Raw genomic sequence first — 12662 nt, forward strand, 5'->3', positions numbered from 1 at the left:
CGCCAGCGTGCGGTTGTCGTAGCCGATGCGGGTCTGGAAGGGGGCGATTTCGATTTCGGTGCGGAATTTCATGCGGCAAATTTAGAAAATTCTTATCTTTGCGGATATGATTCTCCGAGCGAACTGCAAAATAAATCTGGGGCTGGACATCCTGCGCCGCCGGGCGGACGGATACCACGATCTCGAGACGGTGATGTTTCCCGTGCGGGGACTCTATGACGAGGTCGAGGTGGTGCGCCGCGCCGATCGCGGGGTCGGTTTCCGCGTCGAGGGGATGGAGGTGGACTGCGCCCCCGAGGCGAACATCTGCGTCAAGGCCTTCCGCCTGATGCAGGAGCGCTACGGGATCGACGGCGTGTCGATCCGTCTGGTGAAGCGGGTCCCCTTCGGGGCCGGGCTGGGGGGCGGTTCGTCCGACGGTACGGCCGTGCTGAAGGCCCTCGACGAGCTCTTCGCGCTGCGGCTTCGGGAGTCGGAGTTGATCGACTGCGCTGCGGCGCTCGGAAGCGATACGGCCTTCTTCGTCCGCGATACGCCGCAACTCTGCACGGGCCGCGGCGAGCGGCTCGCGCCCTTCGATCTCTCGCTCGGTGGGATGACGCTCGTCATCGTGAAGCCGGACGAGGGGGTCTCGACGCGCGAGGCCTACGCCGGGGTGACGCCCCGCATTCCGGAGCGCCCGCTCGCCGAGCGGCTGCGCCTCCCGGTCTCCGGGTGGCAGGGGGTGGTCACCAACGACTTCGAGCCTTCGGTCTTCGCTGCGCATCCGGCTATCCGTGCGGTGAAGGAGCTGCTGCTCGCACGCGGGGCGCTCTATGCCTCGATGTCGGGGTCAGGATCGGCCGTGTTCGGCCTCTTCGACGACGCGGAGCGGGCCGCTCGGATGCGCGACTGCACGCCCTATCTTTTCGCTTTGTAATTCCCTCCGTGCCGAACGGCACGACACAACACAACACATCCGGGCGCCGTCCCTGCGGCGTCGGGCGATTCCCCGTATGTTCCGGTGTCTGTTATCCGAGACTTTCGCTGTCGGGATTCCCGACCAGGCGGAGGTATGCGGCACGCCCCTGCTCGGGCGAGGGGTTCGCGTAGCAGTAGAGGCAGCCGTGGGGACAGGTCCCGTAGCCTCCGATGTCCCTCGACGGGCAGCAGCCGCAGGCGGGACGTTGTCCGGGGTCTTTCCGGTGGGGCGGTTCGGCCGCGGGGCCGAAGAGTGTGCCGGGGGCGGCTCCCAGGTGTTCCATCAGCACGCGGTCGCCGGGGAAGAGGCGGACGAGCAGGCTGTCGTCGATGCAGCGGTTGTGGGCGATGCCGTAGCGGGAGAGGTCGGCCGGCTCCCCGCAGGTGGCCAGGTCGAGCCCCCACCGGCGGTTCAGCTTGCGCACTCTTGCGGCAAACTCCCCGGCTTCGGCGGGCGAGAACTCCCGCCAGCGGACGGCGGCCCGGTCGAGGTTGGCGGCGACGCGGCGGTAGTTGCGGATGTCGGCGAAGCTGAAGACGAGTTTCGATGTGTACCCCGAGAGCCTATCGCCCAGACGCCCGATCCGGTGCAGGAGTTCCCCGACGTCGAGGCGGTCGGTGAGCAGCAGGGGATCGAAACGCCAGATGACCCGGTCGCGCCCCAGCCTCTCGGCACAGGCACGGAAGGTGTCGATGCGTTCGTCGAGCGGCGGGAGGTTCGGCTCGAAGCCTTCGGCGACGTAGTCGTTGAGCGTGTAGTGGAGGAGGCTGTGGATCTCCCGCTCCTCCAGCTCCCCGAGGCGGGGCAGCAGCGGGCGTGGATTTTTCGACCAGAATACGACAACGCGCGTCCGGGCAAAGGATACCGGGACGCGCGTGTTGTTGAACGGGTTCCTGCGGACGGCGTATCCGCGCTGCAGCCGCCTGAAGAACCACTCGGTATAGCAGGCCGGGATGTCCGTGGCGCGGCTGGCCGAGACGATCACCGGAGCGGCGGCCCATACGCGCTCGCCCGAGTCGGTCGTGATCTCTACCCGGTCGTCCGCGCGGCGGTACGCCTGCATTTTGCTGCCGTTGCCTCGCATCGGTCGGGTCTTGTTCCCTGCGGACTATTTGCCTCCGCCGACCGGGATCTTGGCGATGCGCCGCTCGTGGCGTCCGCCTTCGAATTCGGCCGAGAAGTAGGCCTCGAGGATCTTCACGGCCTCGTCGTTGTCCACGAAGCGGGCCGGGAGCACCACGACGTTGGCGTTGTTGTGGCGGCGGATCAGCGAGGCGATCTCGGGCTGCCAGCACAGTCCGGCGCGGATCCCCTGGTGCTTGTTGAGCGTCATGGCCATGCCTTCGCCCGAGCCGCAGAGGGCGATGCCCTGCGTCAGCTCGCCCGACTCGATCGCTTCGGCCAGCGGGTGGGCGTAGTCGGGATAATCGACGCTTTCGGGCGAGTAGGTGCCGAAATCCAACACTTCGTAGCCCATCGCGTTGAGATAGCCTACCAGAAACTCCTTCATTTCATAGCCCGCATGGTCGCAGGCGATGCCGATCTTGCTCATGCTTTTGCGTTTTTGCATTTGTTTTACGCAAAGATAATGCAACGGGCATCCATTGCCAAATTTATCGGCGTTTTTCGTGCCGGGAAAATCGGGGCGACGGGCGGTGCGGTTCGGAGAAAATGCGTATTTTTGCAGCCATGAAAACATTGCTCGCGGCGTTGGGAGGCCTGTGCCTGGTGCTCGGGGTGGTCGGCATCTTCGTGCCGCTGCTCCCCACGACCCCCTTCCTGCTGCTCGCCGCGGCGCTCTGGATGCGCTCCTCGCCCCGGCTCCACGACTGGCTGCTCTCGCACGGCCGTCTGGGCGGCTACATCCGCGATTTCCGCGAGAAGCGCGCCATCCCGCTGCATGCCAAGATACTTTCGGTCGCACTGCTGTGGGGGTCGATCGGCTGGTGTGTTGCGGCCGTCGTCGATCGCTGGTGGTGGGCGCAGGCCGCCCTGTTGGCCGTGGCTGTCGGTGTGACGTGGCACATCCTTTCGTTCGCCACGCTCCGCCGGTGATCCGTGCGGCCGGTCAGAGCGTCGGCAAACCCTCGGAATCCTTCAACTCGGTCGAGCGCAGCGTCACCTGCCTGTATTGCACCCGGTAGTCGCCCTTCGTCGGGTCGTAAACGGCGACGGGGCGGATCCGGATGTGCGCTTCGTAGCCCGGGCAGAAGTTGAAGCCGACGATCTCCCACGGGAAGAGGACCCATTCGGAGGAGTCGTAGCGTTCGTCCTTGAACCAGTAGGCCGTCGGGTCCGAGGCGGCCTGCTCGGAGGCGATCAGGATGTCGTACTCGGGGCTGAGCGACTCCGGATCCATCGCCGCAGAGGCCGGCGTGTGCTCGATTTGCTGCACCATCGTGCAACGCACCGACGGACCGTCGGCAGGCGGGTTGGCGATCTGTTCGATACGCACGCGCATCCGGGTCTCGTAGCCCCGTTCGAAGGTGAAGCCTCCGATCCGGACGGGGCCGATCTCCCAGTCGGAACCGGCATCCCGTTTGACGATGTAGGCCGGAACGTGTCCGAAGCCCATCCCGATGCCCGCCACCCCCTTTTCGGGGGCGACGGTCCAGGTCTCGATGCGCGACGTGTCGCCGTCGTCGCAGGCGCCCAGCGCGAAGGGCAGGAAGAGGAGTAGCAGAAGCCTTTTCATGGTATCGGTTTTCGGGTGGTGTTCTGTCGGAAAAACGGAGCGGAGGTGCCGATACTGCATGCACGGAAACAAAAAAACGGACCGAAGTCCGTTTTTTTTACTCTTGGCGGCGACACTGCCGTACCGTTGCGCCGCTGCGGCTCTTTTGTCCGGCGGAGGAACCCCTCCGCCGACCTCCTATCCCAGGTAACGCTCCGCGACGCTGATGAGGAAGCCCAGCAGCACGGCGTTGAGCAGCATCGGAATGAGCCGGTTCTCCTTGCCCGACCCGATCGTGGCCGAAGGAATCGTGAGCATCAGTGCCACGCCCATGCCGTCGGTCCACCACGGGAGGTAGGGCAGGTCGCTGTAGAAGACCGTCACTCCGGCGAAGAGATAGGCGAGGAACACCGCACAGCAGTTCCTTACAGATGCCTTGCGGGCGATCATCGGAAGCACGGCCACGGCACCGGCGATGGCGCCCGTGGCGAGCGAAAGCGTGAAGCGGTCCATTGCGGTGCCGTTATTTCGAGGCCCGCTTGCGGTCCACTTCGTGCAGCAGGATCTTTCTGAGGCGCATGGCGTGCGGGGTGACCTCGACGTATTCGTCCTCCTTGATGTATTCGAGCGCCTCCTCGAGCGTGAAGACCTTCGGCGGCGTGATTACGGCCTTGTCGTCCGATCCGGAGGCGCGCATGTTCGTGAGCTGCTTCGACTTGGTAACGTTCACCGTGATGTCGTTCTGACGCGTGTGCTCGCCGATCACCTGCCCTTCGTAGACCTGATCCATCGGCGAGATGAAGAAGCGGCCGCGGTCCTGCAGCTTGTCGATCGAATAGGCGTAGGCCGTACCCGTCTCGCCCGAGATGATCGAGCCGTTGGTGCGCATCTCGATCTCGCCGACCCACGGTTCGAAGTCCTTCAGACGGTGTGTCATGATCGCCTCGCCGGCCGTGGCCGTCAGCATGTTCGAACGCAGGCCGATGATGCCGCGCGAGGGGATGTCGAACTCCAGACGCACGCGGTCGCCGTTCGACTCCATGTTCGTGAGCGTGCCCTTGCGCTTGGTCGTCAGCTCGATCACCGTGCCCGAGCACTCCTCGGGGCAATCGACCGTCATCTCCTCGATCGGCTCGCACTTCTTGCCGTCGATCTCCTTGACGATCACGCGGGGCTGCCCCACCTGCAGTTCGTAGCCTTCGCGGCGCATCGTCTCGATGAGCACCGAGAGGTGCAGCACGCCGCGGCCGAAGACGTTGAACGAGTCGGCCGACGGACCGGGCGTCACGCGCAGCGCGAGGTTCTTCTCCAGCTCGCGGTCCAGACGCTCCTTGATGTGGCGCGAGGTGACGTATTTGCCGTCCTTGCCGAAGAAGGGCGAGTTGTTGATCGTGAAGAGCATCGACATCGTCGGTTCGTCGATGGCGATCGGCGGCAGCGGTTCGGGATTCTCGAAGTCGCAGATCGTGTCGCCGATCTCGAATCCCTCGACTCCCATCACGGCGCAGATCTCGCCGCAGGGAACCTCCTCGACCTTCTTCTTGCCCAGCCCCTCGAAGACCATCAGCTCCTTGATCTTGCACTTCTGCATCGTCACGCCGTCGCGCTTGGCCAGCGTGACGTTCTGTCCGGCACGCAGCGTGCCGCGCGTGAGCTTGCCCACGGCGATGCGGCCCGTGTAGGCCGAGTATTCGAGTGAGGTGATGAGTAGCTGCGGCGTACCTTCGACGATGGCCGGCTCGGGAATTTCGTCGATGATGGCGTCGAGCAGCGGGACGATCGAGTCGGTCCGCTCGTTCCACTTGTGCGACATCCAGCCCTGCTTGGCCGATCCGTAGATGGTCTTGTAGTCGAGCTGCTCCTCGGTGGCGTTGAGCGAGAACATCAGGTCGAAGACCTGCTCGTTCACTACCTCCGGGCGGCAGTTGGGCTTGTCCACCTTGTTCACCACGACGATGGGTTTCTTGCCCAGCGCCAGGGCCTTCTGCAGCACGAAGCGCGTCTGCGGCATCGTGCCCTCGAAGGCATCGACCAGCAGCAGCACGCCGTCGCACATGTTCAGCACGCGCTCGACCTCGCCGCCGAAGTCGGCGTGGCCCGGCGTATCGATGATGTTGATCTTGTAGTCCTTGTAGATGACTGAAACGTTCTTCGAGAGGATCGTGATGCCCCGTTCGCGCTCCAGGTCGTTGTTGTCCAGAATCAACTCTCCGGTCTGTTTCGAGTTGTCGCGCAGGATGTGTCCTGCCAGGATCATCTTGTCTACGAGCGTCGTCTTGCCGTGATCGACGTGGGCGATGATCGCAATGTTGCGCAGTTTCTGCATAGATATGTGTTTTGTCGCGCAAAGGTAAGAATTTCTCGGGAAATATCTTTATTTTTGTTGGTATCTTAAAAAAGAGAAAGCATGAAGCCTGCATTCAGCGTGTGTCGTACAAGCGATGTCTATATTGGTCCGGCGGCCCGTTTGCTGCCCGATCTGCTGCCCGAAGGCCGGGTGATCGCCGTTACGGACGATGAGGTGTACCGCTGCCACGGGGAGCTGCTGGCCCCCTTTGAGACTGTCCGCATCGGGCGCGGCGAGCGCTGCAAGACCCTCTCCACGGTCGAGGAGCTCTGCCGCCGGCTCATCGCGGCGGGAGCCGACCGCAAGACCTTCATCCTCGGTGTGGGGGGCGGCATCGTCACCGACGTGGCGGGATTCGCCGCGGCAACCTACATGCGGGGCGTCGGTTTCGGGTTCGTCTCGACGACGCTCCTGGGACAGGTCGATGCCTCGGTCGGGGGCAAGAACGGCGTGAACGTCGCGGGTTACAAGAACATGGTCGGCACCTTTACCCAGCCGCGCTTCGTGGTGTGCGACCCGTCGCTGCTCGCGACGCTGCCCGACCGGGAGTTCCGGGCGGGGCTGGCCGAGGCGGTCAAGGCGGCGGTCATCGGCGACGGGGCGCTCTTTGAGCTGCTCGAACGGAGCTCGTTCGGGGAGCTGCGCGGGGATGCCGGGCTGTTGGGGCGCGTCGTCGAGTCGGCGGTCCGGGTCAAGGCTGCGATCGTCGGGCGTGACGAGCACGAGGCGGGCGAACGGCGCAAACTCAATCTGGGGCACACGCTGGCGCATGCCATCGAGAAGTGCTCGGATCGGATGAACCACGGCGAGGCCGTGGCCGTGGGGACGGTGCTTGTCGCCGATGCCGCCGTGCGGCTCGGGGTGCTGGCACCGCCGGTTCGGGACCGGATCCGGGCGTTGCTCGTGTGGCTGGGTTTTGCCGTCGAGCCTCCGGTTGCCGTCGGGGAGCTCCTGCAGCAGGTCGGCAAGGACAAGAAGAGCGAGGCGGGTATTCTTCATGTCGTCTTTCCTACGGGGATCGGGTCGTGCGAGGTGCGGCCGATGGCGCGCGAAGCCTTTGCGGCGCTGTTTGATGCCGAAAATGTGTGAACCCGTGCTGCTTCGACTCATTCTGACCGTCTTGGAACCCTGTTGCCGCCGCTGTCCGGGCGGCGTATGACGCTGAAATTTTATTAATTGGCGAGCGGTTTATTGCTTTATATTTGCGTGTGGCTTAATTAAATAGAGGCCTGTATGAAAAAGTTGTTCATGATGTTTGCCGTGATGACGGCATGCGCCGCCTGCGAGAAGGACGACGGAGGAATCACGATGGAGGCGGACCGGCTTGAGGGAACCTACTGGAAGCAGACCCGTATGGAATGTTCCGAATACCGCGACGGGCGATGGGAAAAGACGCTCGATTACGGGTTCGACGGCTCGCTGGACGGAGGAGGCGGTCCGACGGTGCTGTTCTTCGCGAGCGGGACGACGCTGGTCGAGTATGGCCGCCTGGCCATGACCGGTCCCGACCGGCCGACGGCCTACCGCAAGACGCGCACCTTCGATTACCGGCCGGGCGAGAAGCTCTTTCTGACCTATGGTCCGAACGGGGAGTCGGACGACCGGATGGATTTGGAGACGTTCACTCCGGGGACGATCGTTTGGGAGTCGGTTGCCGAGTACACGGAGCCCGGCGGAAGTTCCTATCAGGTCCTTACGCGGGAGACGTTCCGCTGTTTCGAGCCTGATGAGGCGTGGAAGCAGAGTGCGGCGCAGTATCCCGATTACGACGAGGTGGACTGGTCGGCACTGCGTTGAAACGCATGTTTGCGGGGCGTCGTGAGGCCCCGAGTCGCCATGCATCGGCCCTGCCGGATCAAGTCCGGCAGGGCCGATGTCTTGTTTTGGGATATCCGAAATTTTACCTCTTTGGAAAATTTAGTTTAAACCGCCTGAATATTTATTCAGGCGGTTTAAATATTTGATATAGGGATGTATTGGGTGCATTGATGTTATTGTGAGAGTTTAGTGATTTAAAAATTTGATAGTTGGACTAGATTGAGTGAATATTGTAGCAAGATTCGTAAAACATATATTTAAACTTTTTTGTATTTGCGTATAGTCTAAAATAATTACATTTTGTTGTGTATGTGATTTATTTTGCTATAATATATTGCTAATTTTTGATTTATAATTTGTATGTGTGATATTTCTTCTGTATATTTGATGTGCTATGATACAATCTTATATTTTTAAATATTAAATAAAATGTGTATGAAAAAAAATTTTTACTTGTTAGGTTTGTTTGGCGTAGTTTGTTTTGGCTGCGAAAAAGTGGAGTTTAATTCTGATGGATTTGAATTGGAACGGCAGACAGGAGTTAATCTCTCTTATCAAGAAGCTCGTGATGTTGCTATGAGAGCAATTCCTATGTTGCCGGGCACGAGATCTTTTATGACTCGAACTCTTGATGATGAAAATGTTTCGTGGTATGTTCGTAAAAACTTACGAACGGGTGATGCTCGAGATACATTGATGTATATCTTTAATTTTAAGGAAGGCGGGTTTGCTGTTGTAGCAACAGATCGGCGAGTTGATAAATTAATAGCTTTTGCGGAAAAAGGAAAATATTTAATTGATAATGAGTCTAATATACAGGATCCTGGGCGTGGAATAGATCTTTATATGAATTATATGAGTTCAAAATTAGAGGCATTGAGTGCTGAGCCTATCTCTGATTTACCTTCAGAGCCTGGGCGAACTCAAATTCGGGAAAGAGTAATAACTCGAGAAATTGTTAACCCGAAAGTATCGGTTGAGTGGGGGGAGGCTTTCCCTTATAATTTATATTGTAGCACTAGCGATGGAACGCGGACATATGCAGGATGTGCAGCAACTGCCGTGGCTCAAATTATGGAGGCTTATTCTTTTCCCGAAACAATGCAATTTACCTATCCGAACGCCGATATTTCTTCTGTAGAATTGGATTGGTCAGGTCTTCGTATTCATAAAAATACAAATACATGTGATTTTTCATGCCCTGAACATCAAACTACTGCTAGAATCTTTCGTGAGATTGGACAACGATTGGATATGGAGTATCTTGAGGGAATAGGAAATAATAAAGTGGATTTTGCGAACGTACCTGATTGTCTGCATTCCTTTGGATTTTCGGCAGAATCTATTTCTGAATATAGTTTTAGTGCTATTGGAAAAAGTTTGATGGCAGGGAAGATGGTTTGCATGTACGGGCAGACTGAAAAAAATAAAACCCATATATGGGTAGTTGATGGTTATCAAAATGTTTCAACAGCTACCGAAATCTGGTTCTTGCCTGATAGTGGAGGGGCTGGTCGATTGATTGAAAGTCATACGAAAACGGTTCGCTATACACATTGTAATTGGGGATTTGATGGAGATTGCAATGGATACTTTGCTATGGATGTATTTGATATGACAAAGCCCGAAATTCCTGATAATAGTGATGCTGGTAAAGATTATAATTTTACACTGAATCTGAAAATGGTAACAGGAATAGCCCCTATTCGTTAAAGATGTGAAAAAAGTCTTCTGATTCTCATTTTTTATTATATATATTTTGTAAAGTGGTTTGTGATACTTATATTTGAAAAGAAAAAAATGATTTTTTCTAAAAAAATGTCAGTATGAATAAATCTTCTTTCCTTTCAATTTTGCTGGCTTTTTTCGCTGCAGCGCTTGTCTCGTGTGAAAGTGATGAGGACGGGAAAGTGCCCGATCCCGGATTGTCGGACGCCGCGCTGTCGCGGCTGGTGGTACGCTACGACGAGGCGCGCCAGACGGCCGATGAGGTGGGCCGGGCGTTGGGGCGCACGGTGGAGTACGAATCCTTCTACGTGCGCAAAAACATGCGGACGGGAGATGCCCGCGATACGCTGCTCTATGTGTTCAATTACGACGACAACGGATTCGCCGTCGTGGCGACGGACCGCCGTGTGAACAAACTGCTGGCCGTGGCGGAGAACGGACCGTATCATCCGAAACTCATCCCCGGAATGAACGGATACTACTGCGGCATGTTCTTCTACATGACCGCTCTGATCGATGAGTTGGAGGCGTTGAGCGCCCGGCCCTTCACGGCCGATGTGCCCGATGTGCCCGGACGTGTCGAGAGCCGTGAGACCCGGACGGTCGGCGAATCGGCCGAACCCGCCATCACGGTGGAGTGGGGCTACCGCACCTGGCCCTACAATACTTATTGCAGAAAGAGCGACGGTACGCTGGCGCCGGCCGGATCGGCCGCTGCAGCCGTGGCGCAGATCATGGAGGCCTGTTCCTTCCCTGAGCGGATGGACCTGACCTATCCCGACGCCGAGGTCGCATCGGCCGACCTCGACTGGGAAAAGATCCGCCAGCACCGCAATACGGATATGTGCGGTGTCTGGGATTGTCCGGGCGACCATGTGGCGATCTCGCGCATCTACCGGGAGATTGGCCAGCAGCTCGGTCTCGAGTATGGCGATCGTTACGACCTGCCGATGGATTTCGGCAAGATGCCCGAATGCCTCCGCCATTTCGGATTTCGGGCCGATGAGGTCGCCGCATACGATGCGGACCGGGTGGTCGGAAGCCTGAAGGAGGGCAAGCTGGTCTGCATGTCGGGGCGGATTGCCGACGGGCTTCAGTCGCGCGGCCAGGTTTGGGCCATCGACGGCTATCGGGATGTGGAGACGAAGTCCGAACTGTGGTTCGTCCCCTCCGACGGCGGTGCGGAGCAGAAGCTCGAGGAGACTGCGGAGACGGTTCGCTACATTCACTGCAACTGGGGCTGGAGCAGCGACACCAGCGGCGAGATGAACGGCTACTTTGCCGTCGATCTGTACCGGAATGCGGCGGGCGATGCCGCGCATTGGGGCGGCGACATGCTGCCGAACCTGCAGGTCGTCACCGGCATCACGCCGAATCGTTGATGACCCTCACGCTGCAAGGCAAAGGGCCCGTCCGGAATCCGGACGGGCCCTTTGCGGTTCGGAGCCCGGTGTGTGCCGGGGCGTTCCGCAGATGGCCTACTTGGTCGGCTCCACGCGGTTGCGCAGCCCCTCGGCGTAGGCCTCCCAGTCGGTGACGGGACGCCGGGCGACTCCCGACTCCATGGCGGCCCGGGCGACGGCCGGGGCTACGGTGGCGAGTAGCCGCGGGTCGAGCGGTTTGGGAATCAGGTAGGAACGCCCGAACTCGAGCCGCTGGAGGCGGTAGGCCTGCAGGACTGCTGCCGGGACGGGCTGCTGGGCCAGGGCGGCGATGGCCCGTGCGGCGGCGAGTTTCATGGCGTCGTTGATCTCCGTAGCGTGGACATCGAGCGCCCCGCGGAAGATATAGGGGAAGCCCAGTACGTTGTTCACCTGGTTGGGGTAGTCCGAGCGGCCCGTGGCGAAGATGATGTCGGGACGCGAGACGACGGCCTTCTCGTAGGCGATCTCCGGATCGGGGTTGGCCAGGGCCATGACGATCGGGTTCGAGGCCATCGAACGCAGCATCTCGGGTGTCAGCGTGTCGGCTTTCGAGACGCCGAGGAAGACGTCGGCGTCCGCCACGGCTTCGGTGAGCGTGGAGATGCGCCGCGAGGTGGCCAGCTCGCGCTTGGCGGGATTCAGGTCGTCGCGGTAGGTCGTGACGACACCCCGGCTGTCGCACAGCACGAGGTTCTCGCGGCGGATGCCCAGCGAGAGGAAGAGCCGCGCACAGGCGATGGCTGCCGCGCCGGCGCCGTTCACCACCACGCGCATCCGGTCGAGTTCCTTGCCGGCGAGTTTCGCGCCGTTGAGCAGTGCCGCCGAGGTGATGATCGCCGTGCCGTGTTGGTCGTCGTGCATCACCGGGATATCCAGCTCCTGACGCAGGCGCGCCTCGATCTCGAAGCATTCCGGGGCCTTGATGTCCTCGAGGTTGATGCCGCCGAAGGTCGGGGCGATGGCCCGGACGGCCCGGACGAATGCCTCGGGATCGGTCTCCGCAACCTCGATGTCGAAGGCGTCGAGTCCGGCGAAGGTCTTGAACAGCATGCATTTGCCCTCCATGACCGGCTTGGCGGCCAGCGGGCCGATGTTGCCCAGGCCGAGGACTGCCGTACCGTTCGAAATGACGGCTACGAGGTTGCCCTTGCCCGTGTAGCGGTATGCGTCGTCCGCGTTTTCGGCAATGGCCAGCGAGGGGGCGGCGACGCCCGGCGAGTAGGCCAGCGAAAGATCTTCCTGTGTATGGTGGGGTTTGGTCGGGACGATCCCGATCTTGCCGGGGCGCCCTTCGCTGTGGTAGCGGAGTGCCGCTTCGGTGAGTTCGTTTTTCGTATCCATTCTGTTTTGCCGTTTTTTCGTTTCTGAAACCTTGTCGTGTCAGCGGTAAATGTACGACAATTATCCGGCAAAATGCAGAATTTTTAGATTTATTGACAATATTTTTAGAAATAGAGGCGTATGCCTCCGCTGCATTGGAACCGCAGGATGCCGTTCAGCGTCAGTTCGGCTCCGTCGCCTACGTCCGGCGAACGGACGATGAGCCACTGCCCGCCCACCTCGGCCGAGAGTCCGATGTGGCGTGTCAGCATGAATTCGACCGAGGCCCGTTCGTGGATGCCTGCTCCGCCCCGGCTGCCCCGACGTTCGCCGTAGCTGCGCACGTAACGGCCGTAGCCGACGCCCCCCGCCTCCCGGCACGGGCCACGG

12 protein-coding genes and 1 pseudogene are annotated in these 12662 nt (G+C 59.9%); 6 read left to right on the forward strand and 7 right to left on the reverse strand.

Annotation, left to right across the window (positions count from 1 at the left end; all coding sequences use genetic code 11):
* Positions 1–106 precede the first annotated feature (106 nt).
* On the forward strand, positions 107–919 hold the full coding sequence (gene ispE / locus QZL63_RS08870) for a 4-(cytidine 5'-diphospho)-2-C-methyl-D-erythritol kinase (RefSeq protein WP_022308962.1): 813 nt from the start codon (positions 107–109) through the stop codon (positions 917–919).
* A 91-nt stretch (positions 920–1010) separates the two neighbouring features.
* On the opposite strand, the gene QZL63_RS08875 is transcribed toward ispE, so the two are convergent.
* Both QZL63_RS08875 and rpiB read right to left on the reverse strand, forming a co-directional pair.
* On the reverse strand, positions 1011–2024 hold the full coding sequence (locus tag QZL63_RS08875; RefSeq protein ID WP_290586630.1) for a DUF1848 domain-containing protein: 1014 nt from the start codon (positions 2022–2024) through the stop codon (positions 1011–1013).
* Between the two features lie 45 nt (positions 2025–2069).
* Entirely contained in the window at positions 2070–2513 is a 444-nt protein-coding gene (gene rpiB, locus QZL63_RS08880; protein ID WP_022308964.1) for a ribose 5-phosphate isomerase B, read from the reverse strand.
* Positions 2514–2650: 137 nt separating this feature from the next.
* On the opposite strand from rpiB, the gene QZL63_RS08885 reads away from it, so the two are divergent.
* Entirely contained in the window at positions 2651–3016 is a 366-nt protein-coding gene (locus tag QZL63_RS08885; RefSeq protein WP_290586633.1) for a YbaN family protein, read from the forward strand.
* Between the two features lie 13 nt (positions 3017–3029).
* Here QZL63_RS08885 and QZL63_RS08890 read toward each other — a convergent pair whose 3' ends face one another.
* From QZL63_RS08890 to typA, 3 genes are all read right to left on the reverse strand, one after another.
* Positions 3030–3656: a DUF4377 domain-containing protein gene (locus QZL63_RS08890; RefSeq protein ID WP_022308966.1), complete on the reverse strand. Its 627-nt coding sequence runs from the start codon at positions 3654–3656 to the stop codon at positions 3030–3032.
* Positions 3657–3833: 177 nt separating this feature from the next.
* Positions 3834–4148: a hypothetical protein gene (locus QZL63_RS08895; protein WP_022308967.1), complete on the reverse strand. Its 315-nt coding sequence runs from the start codon at positions 4146–4148 to the stop codon at positions 3834–3836.
* A gap of 10 nt (positions 4149–4158) precedes the next feature.
* Complete coding sequence (gene typA / locus QZL63_RS08900) at positions 4159–5961, reverse strand: translational GTPase TypA (RefSeq protein WP_022308968.1); 1803 nt, start codon at positions 5959–5961, stop codon at positions 4159–4161.
* Between the two features lie 81 nt (positions 5962–6042).
* On the opposite strand from typA, the gene aroB reads away from it, so the two are divergent.
* From aroB to QZL63_RS08920, 4 genes are all read left to right on the forward strand, one after another.
* A complete protein-coding gene (gene aroB, locus QZL63_RS08905) occupies positions 6043–7071 on the forward strand; it encodes a 3-dehydroquinate synthase (protein WP_022308969.1) in 1029 nt (342 codons plus the stop codon).
* A 144-nt stretch (positions 7072–7215) separates the two neighbouring features.
* Entirely contained in the window at positions 7216–7779 is a 564-nt protein-coding gene (locus QZL63_RS08910) for a hypothetical protein (protein ID WP_022308970.1), read from the forward strand.
* Positions 7780–8235: 456 nt separating this feature from the next.
* The gene (locus QZL63_RS08915) at positions 8236–9513 is read left to right on the forward strand and encodes a C10 family peptidase (RefSeq protein ID WP_290586636.1); all 1278 of its coding nucleotides are present in this window, start codon (positions 8236–8238) and stop codon (positions 9511–9513) included.
* Between the two features lie 113 nt (positions 9514–9626).
* Positions 9627–10910 carry a Spi family protease inhibitor gene (locus tag QZL63_RS08920; protein ID WP_022308972.1) on the forward strand — a complete coding sequence of 428 codons (1284 nt, stop codon included), beginning with the start codon at positions 9627–9629 and terminating at the stop codon, positions 10908–10910.
* Between the two features lie 96 nt (positions 10911–11006).
* Here QZL63_RS08920 and QZL63_RS08925 read toward each other — a convergent pair whose 3' ends face one another.
* Positions 11007–12293: a malic enzyme-like NAD(P)-binding protein gene (locus QZL63_RS08925; RefSeq protein WP_022308973.1), complete on the reverse strand. Its 1287-nt coding sequence runs from the start codon at positions 12291–12293 to the stop codon at positions 11007–11009.
* 104 nt (positions 12294–12397) lie between these two features.
* A pseudogene (locus tag QZL63_RS08930) lies at positions 12398–12662 on the reverse strand (hypothetical protein); the annotation flags it as partial.

It is taken from the genome of Alistipes sp. CAG:268, from assembly GCA_000434235.1.
Taxonomy (GTDB): Bacteria; Bacteroidota; Bacteroidia; order Bacteroidales; family Rikenellaceae; genus Alistipes; species Alistipes avistercoris.

What these genes read in the sequence shown, in the direction of transcription:
- QZL63_RS08875 (WP_290586630.1), bottom strand. Translation starts at nt 2,024, where the DNA reads ATGCAGGCGTACCGCCGCGCGGACGACCGGGTAGAGATCACGACCGAC.
- QZL63_RS08910 (WP_022308970.1), top strand. Translation starts at nt 7,216, where the DNA reads ATGAAAAAGTTGTTCATGATGTTTGCCGTGATGACGGCATGCGCCGCC.
- QZL63_RS08925 (WP_022308973.1), bottom strand. Translation starts at nt 12,293, where the DNA reads ATGGATACGAAAAACGAACTCACCGAAGCGGCACTCCGCTACCACAGC.
- QZL63_RS08920 (WP_022308972.1), top strand. Translation starts at nt 9,627, where the DNA reads ATGAATAAATCTTCTTTCCTTTCAATTTTGCTGGCTTTTTTCGCTGCA.
- ispE (WP_022308962.1), top strand. Translation starts at nt 107, where the DNA reads ATGATTCTCCGAGCGAACTGCAAAATAAATCTGGGGCTGGACATCCTG.
- QZL63_RS08915 (WP_290586636.1), top strand. Translation starts at nt 8,236, where the DNA reads ATGAAAAAAAATTTTTACTTGTTAGGTTTGTTTGGCGTAGTTTGTTTT.
- QZL63_RS08885 (WP_290586633.1), top strand. Translation starts at nt 2,651, where the DNA reads ATGAAAACATTGCTCGCGGCGTTGGGAGGCCTGTGCCTGGTGCTCGGG.
- QZL63_RS08890 (WP_022308966.1), bottom strand. Translation starts at nt 3,656, where the DNA reads ATGAAAAGGCTTCTGCTACTCCTCTTCCTGCCCTTCGCGCTGGGCGCC.
- aroB (WP_022308969.1), top strand. Translation starts at nt 6,043, where the DNA reads ATGAAGCCTGCATTCAGCGTGTGTCGTACAAGCGATGTCTATATTGGT.
- QZL63_RS08895 (WP_022308967.1), bottom strand. Translation starts at nt 4,148, where the DNA reads ATGGACCGCTTCACGCTTTCGCTCGCCACGGGCGCCATCGCCGGTGCC.
- rpiB (WP_022308964.1), bottom strand. Translation starts at nt 2,513, where the DNA reads ATGAGCAAGATCGGCATCGCCTGCGACCATGCGGGCTATGAAATGAAG.
- typA (WP_022308968.1), bottom strand. Translation starts at nt 5,961, where the DNA reads ATGCAGAAACTGCGCAACATTGCGATCATCGCCCACGTCGATCACGGC.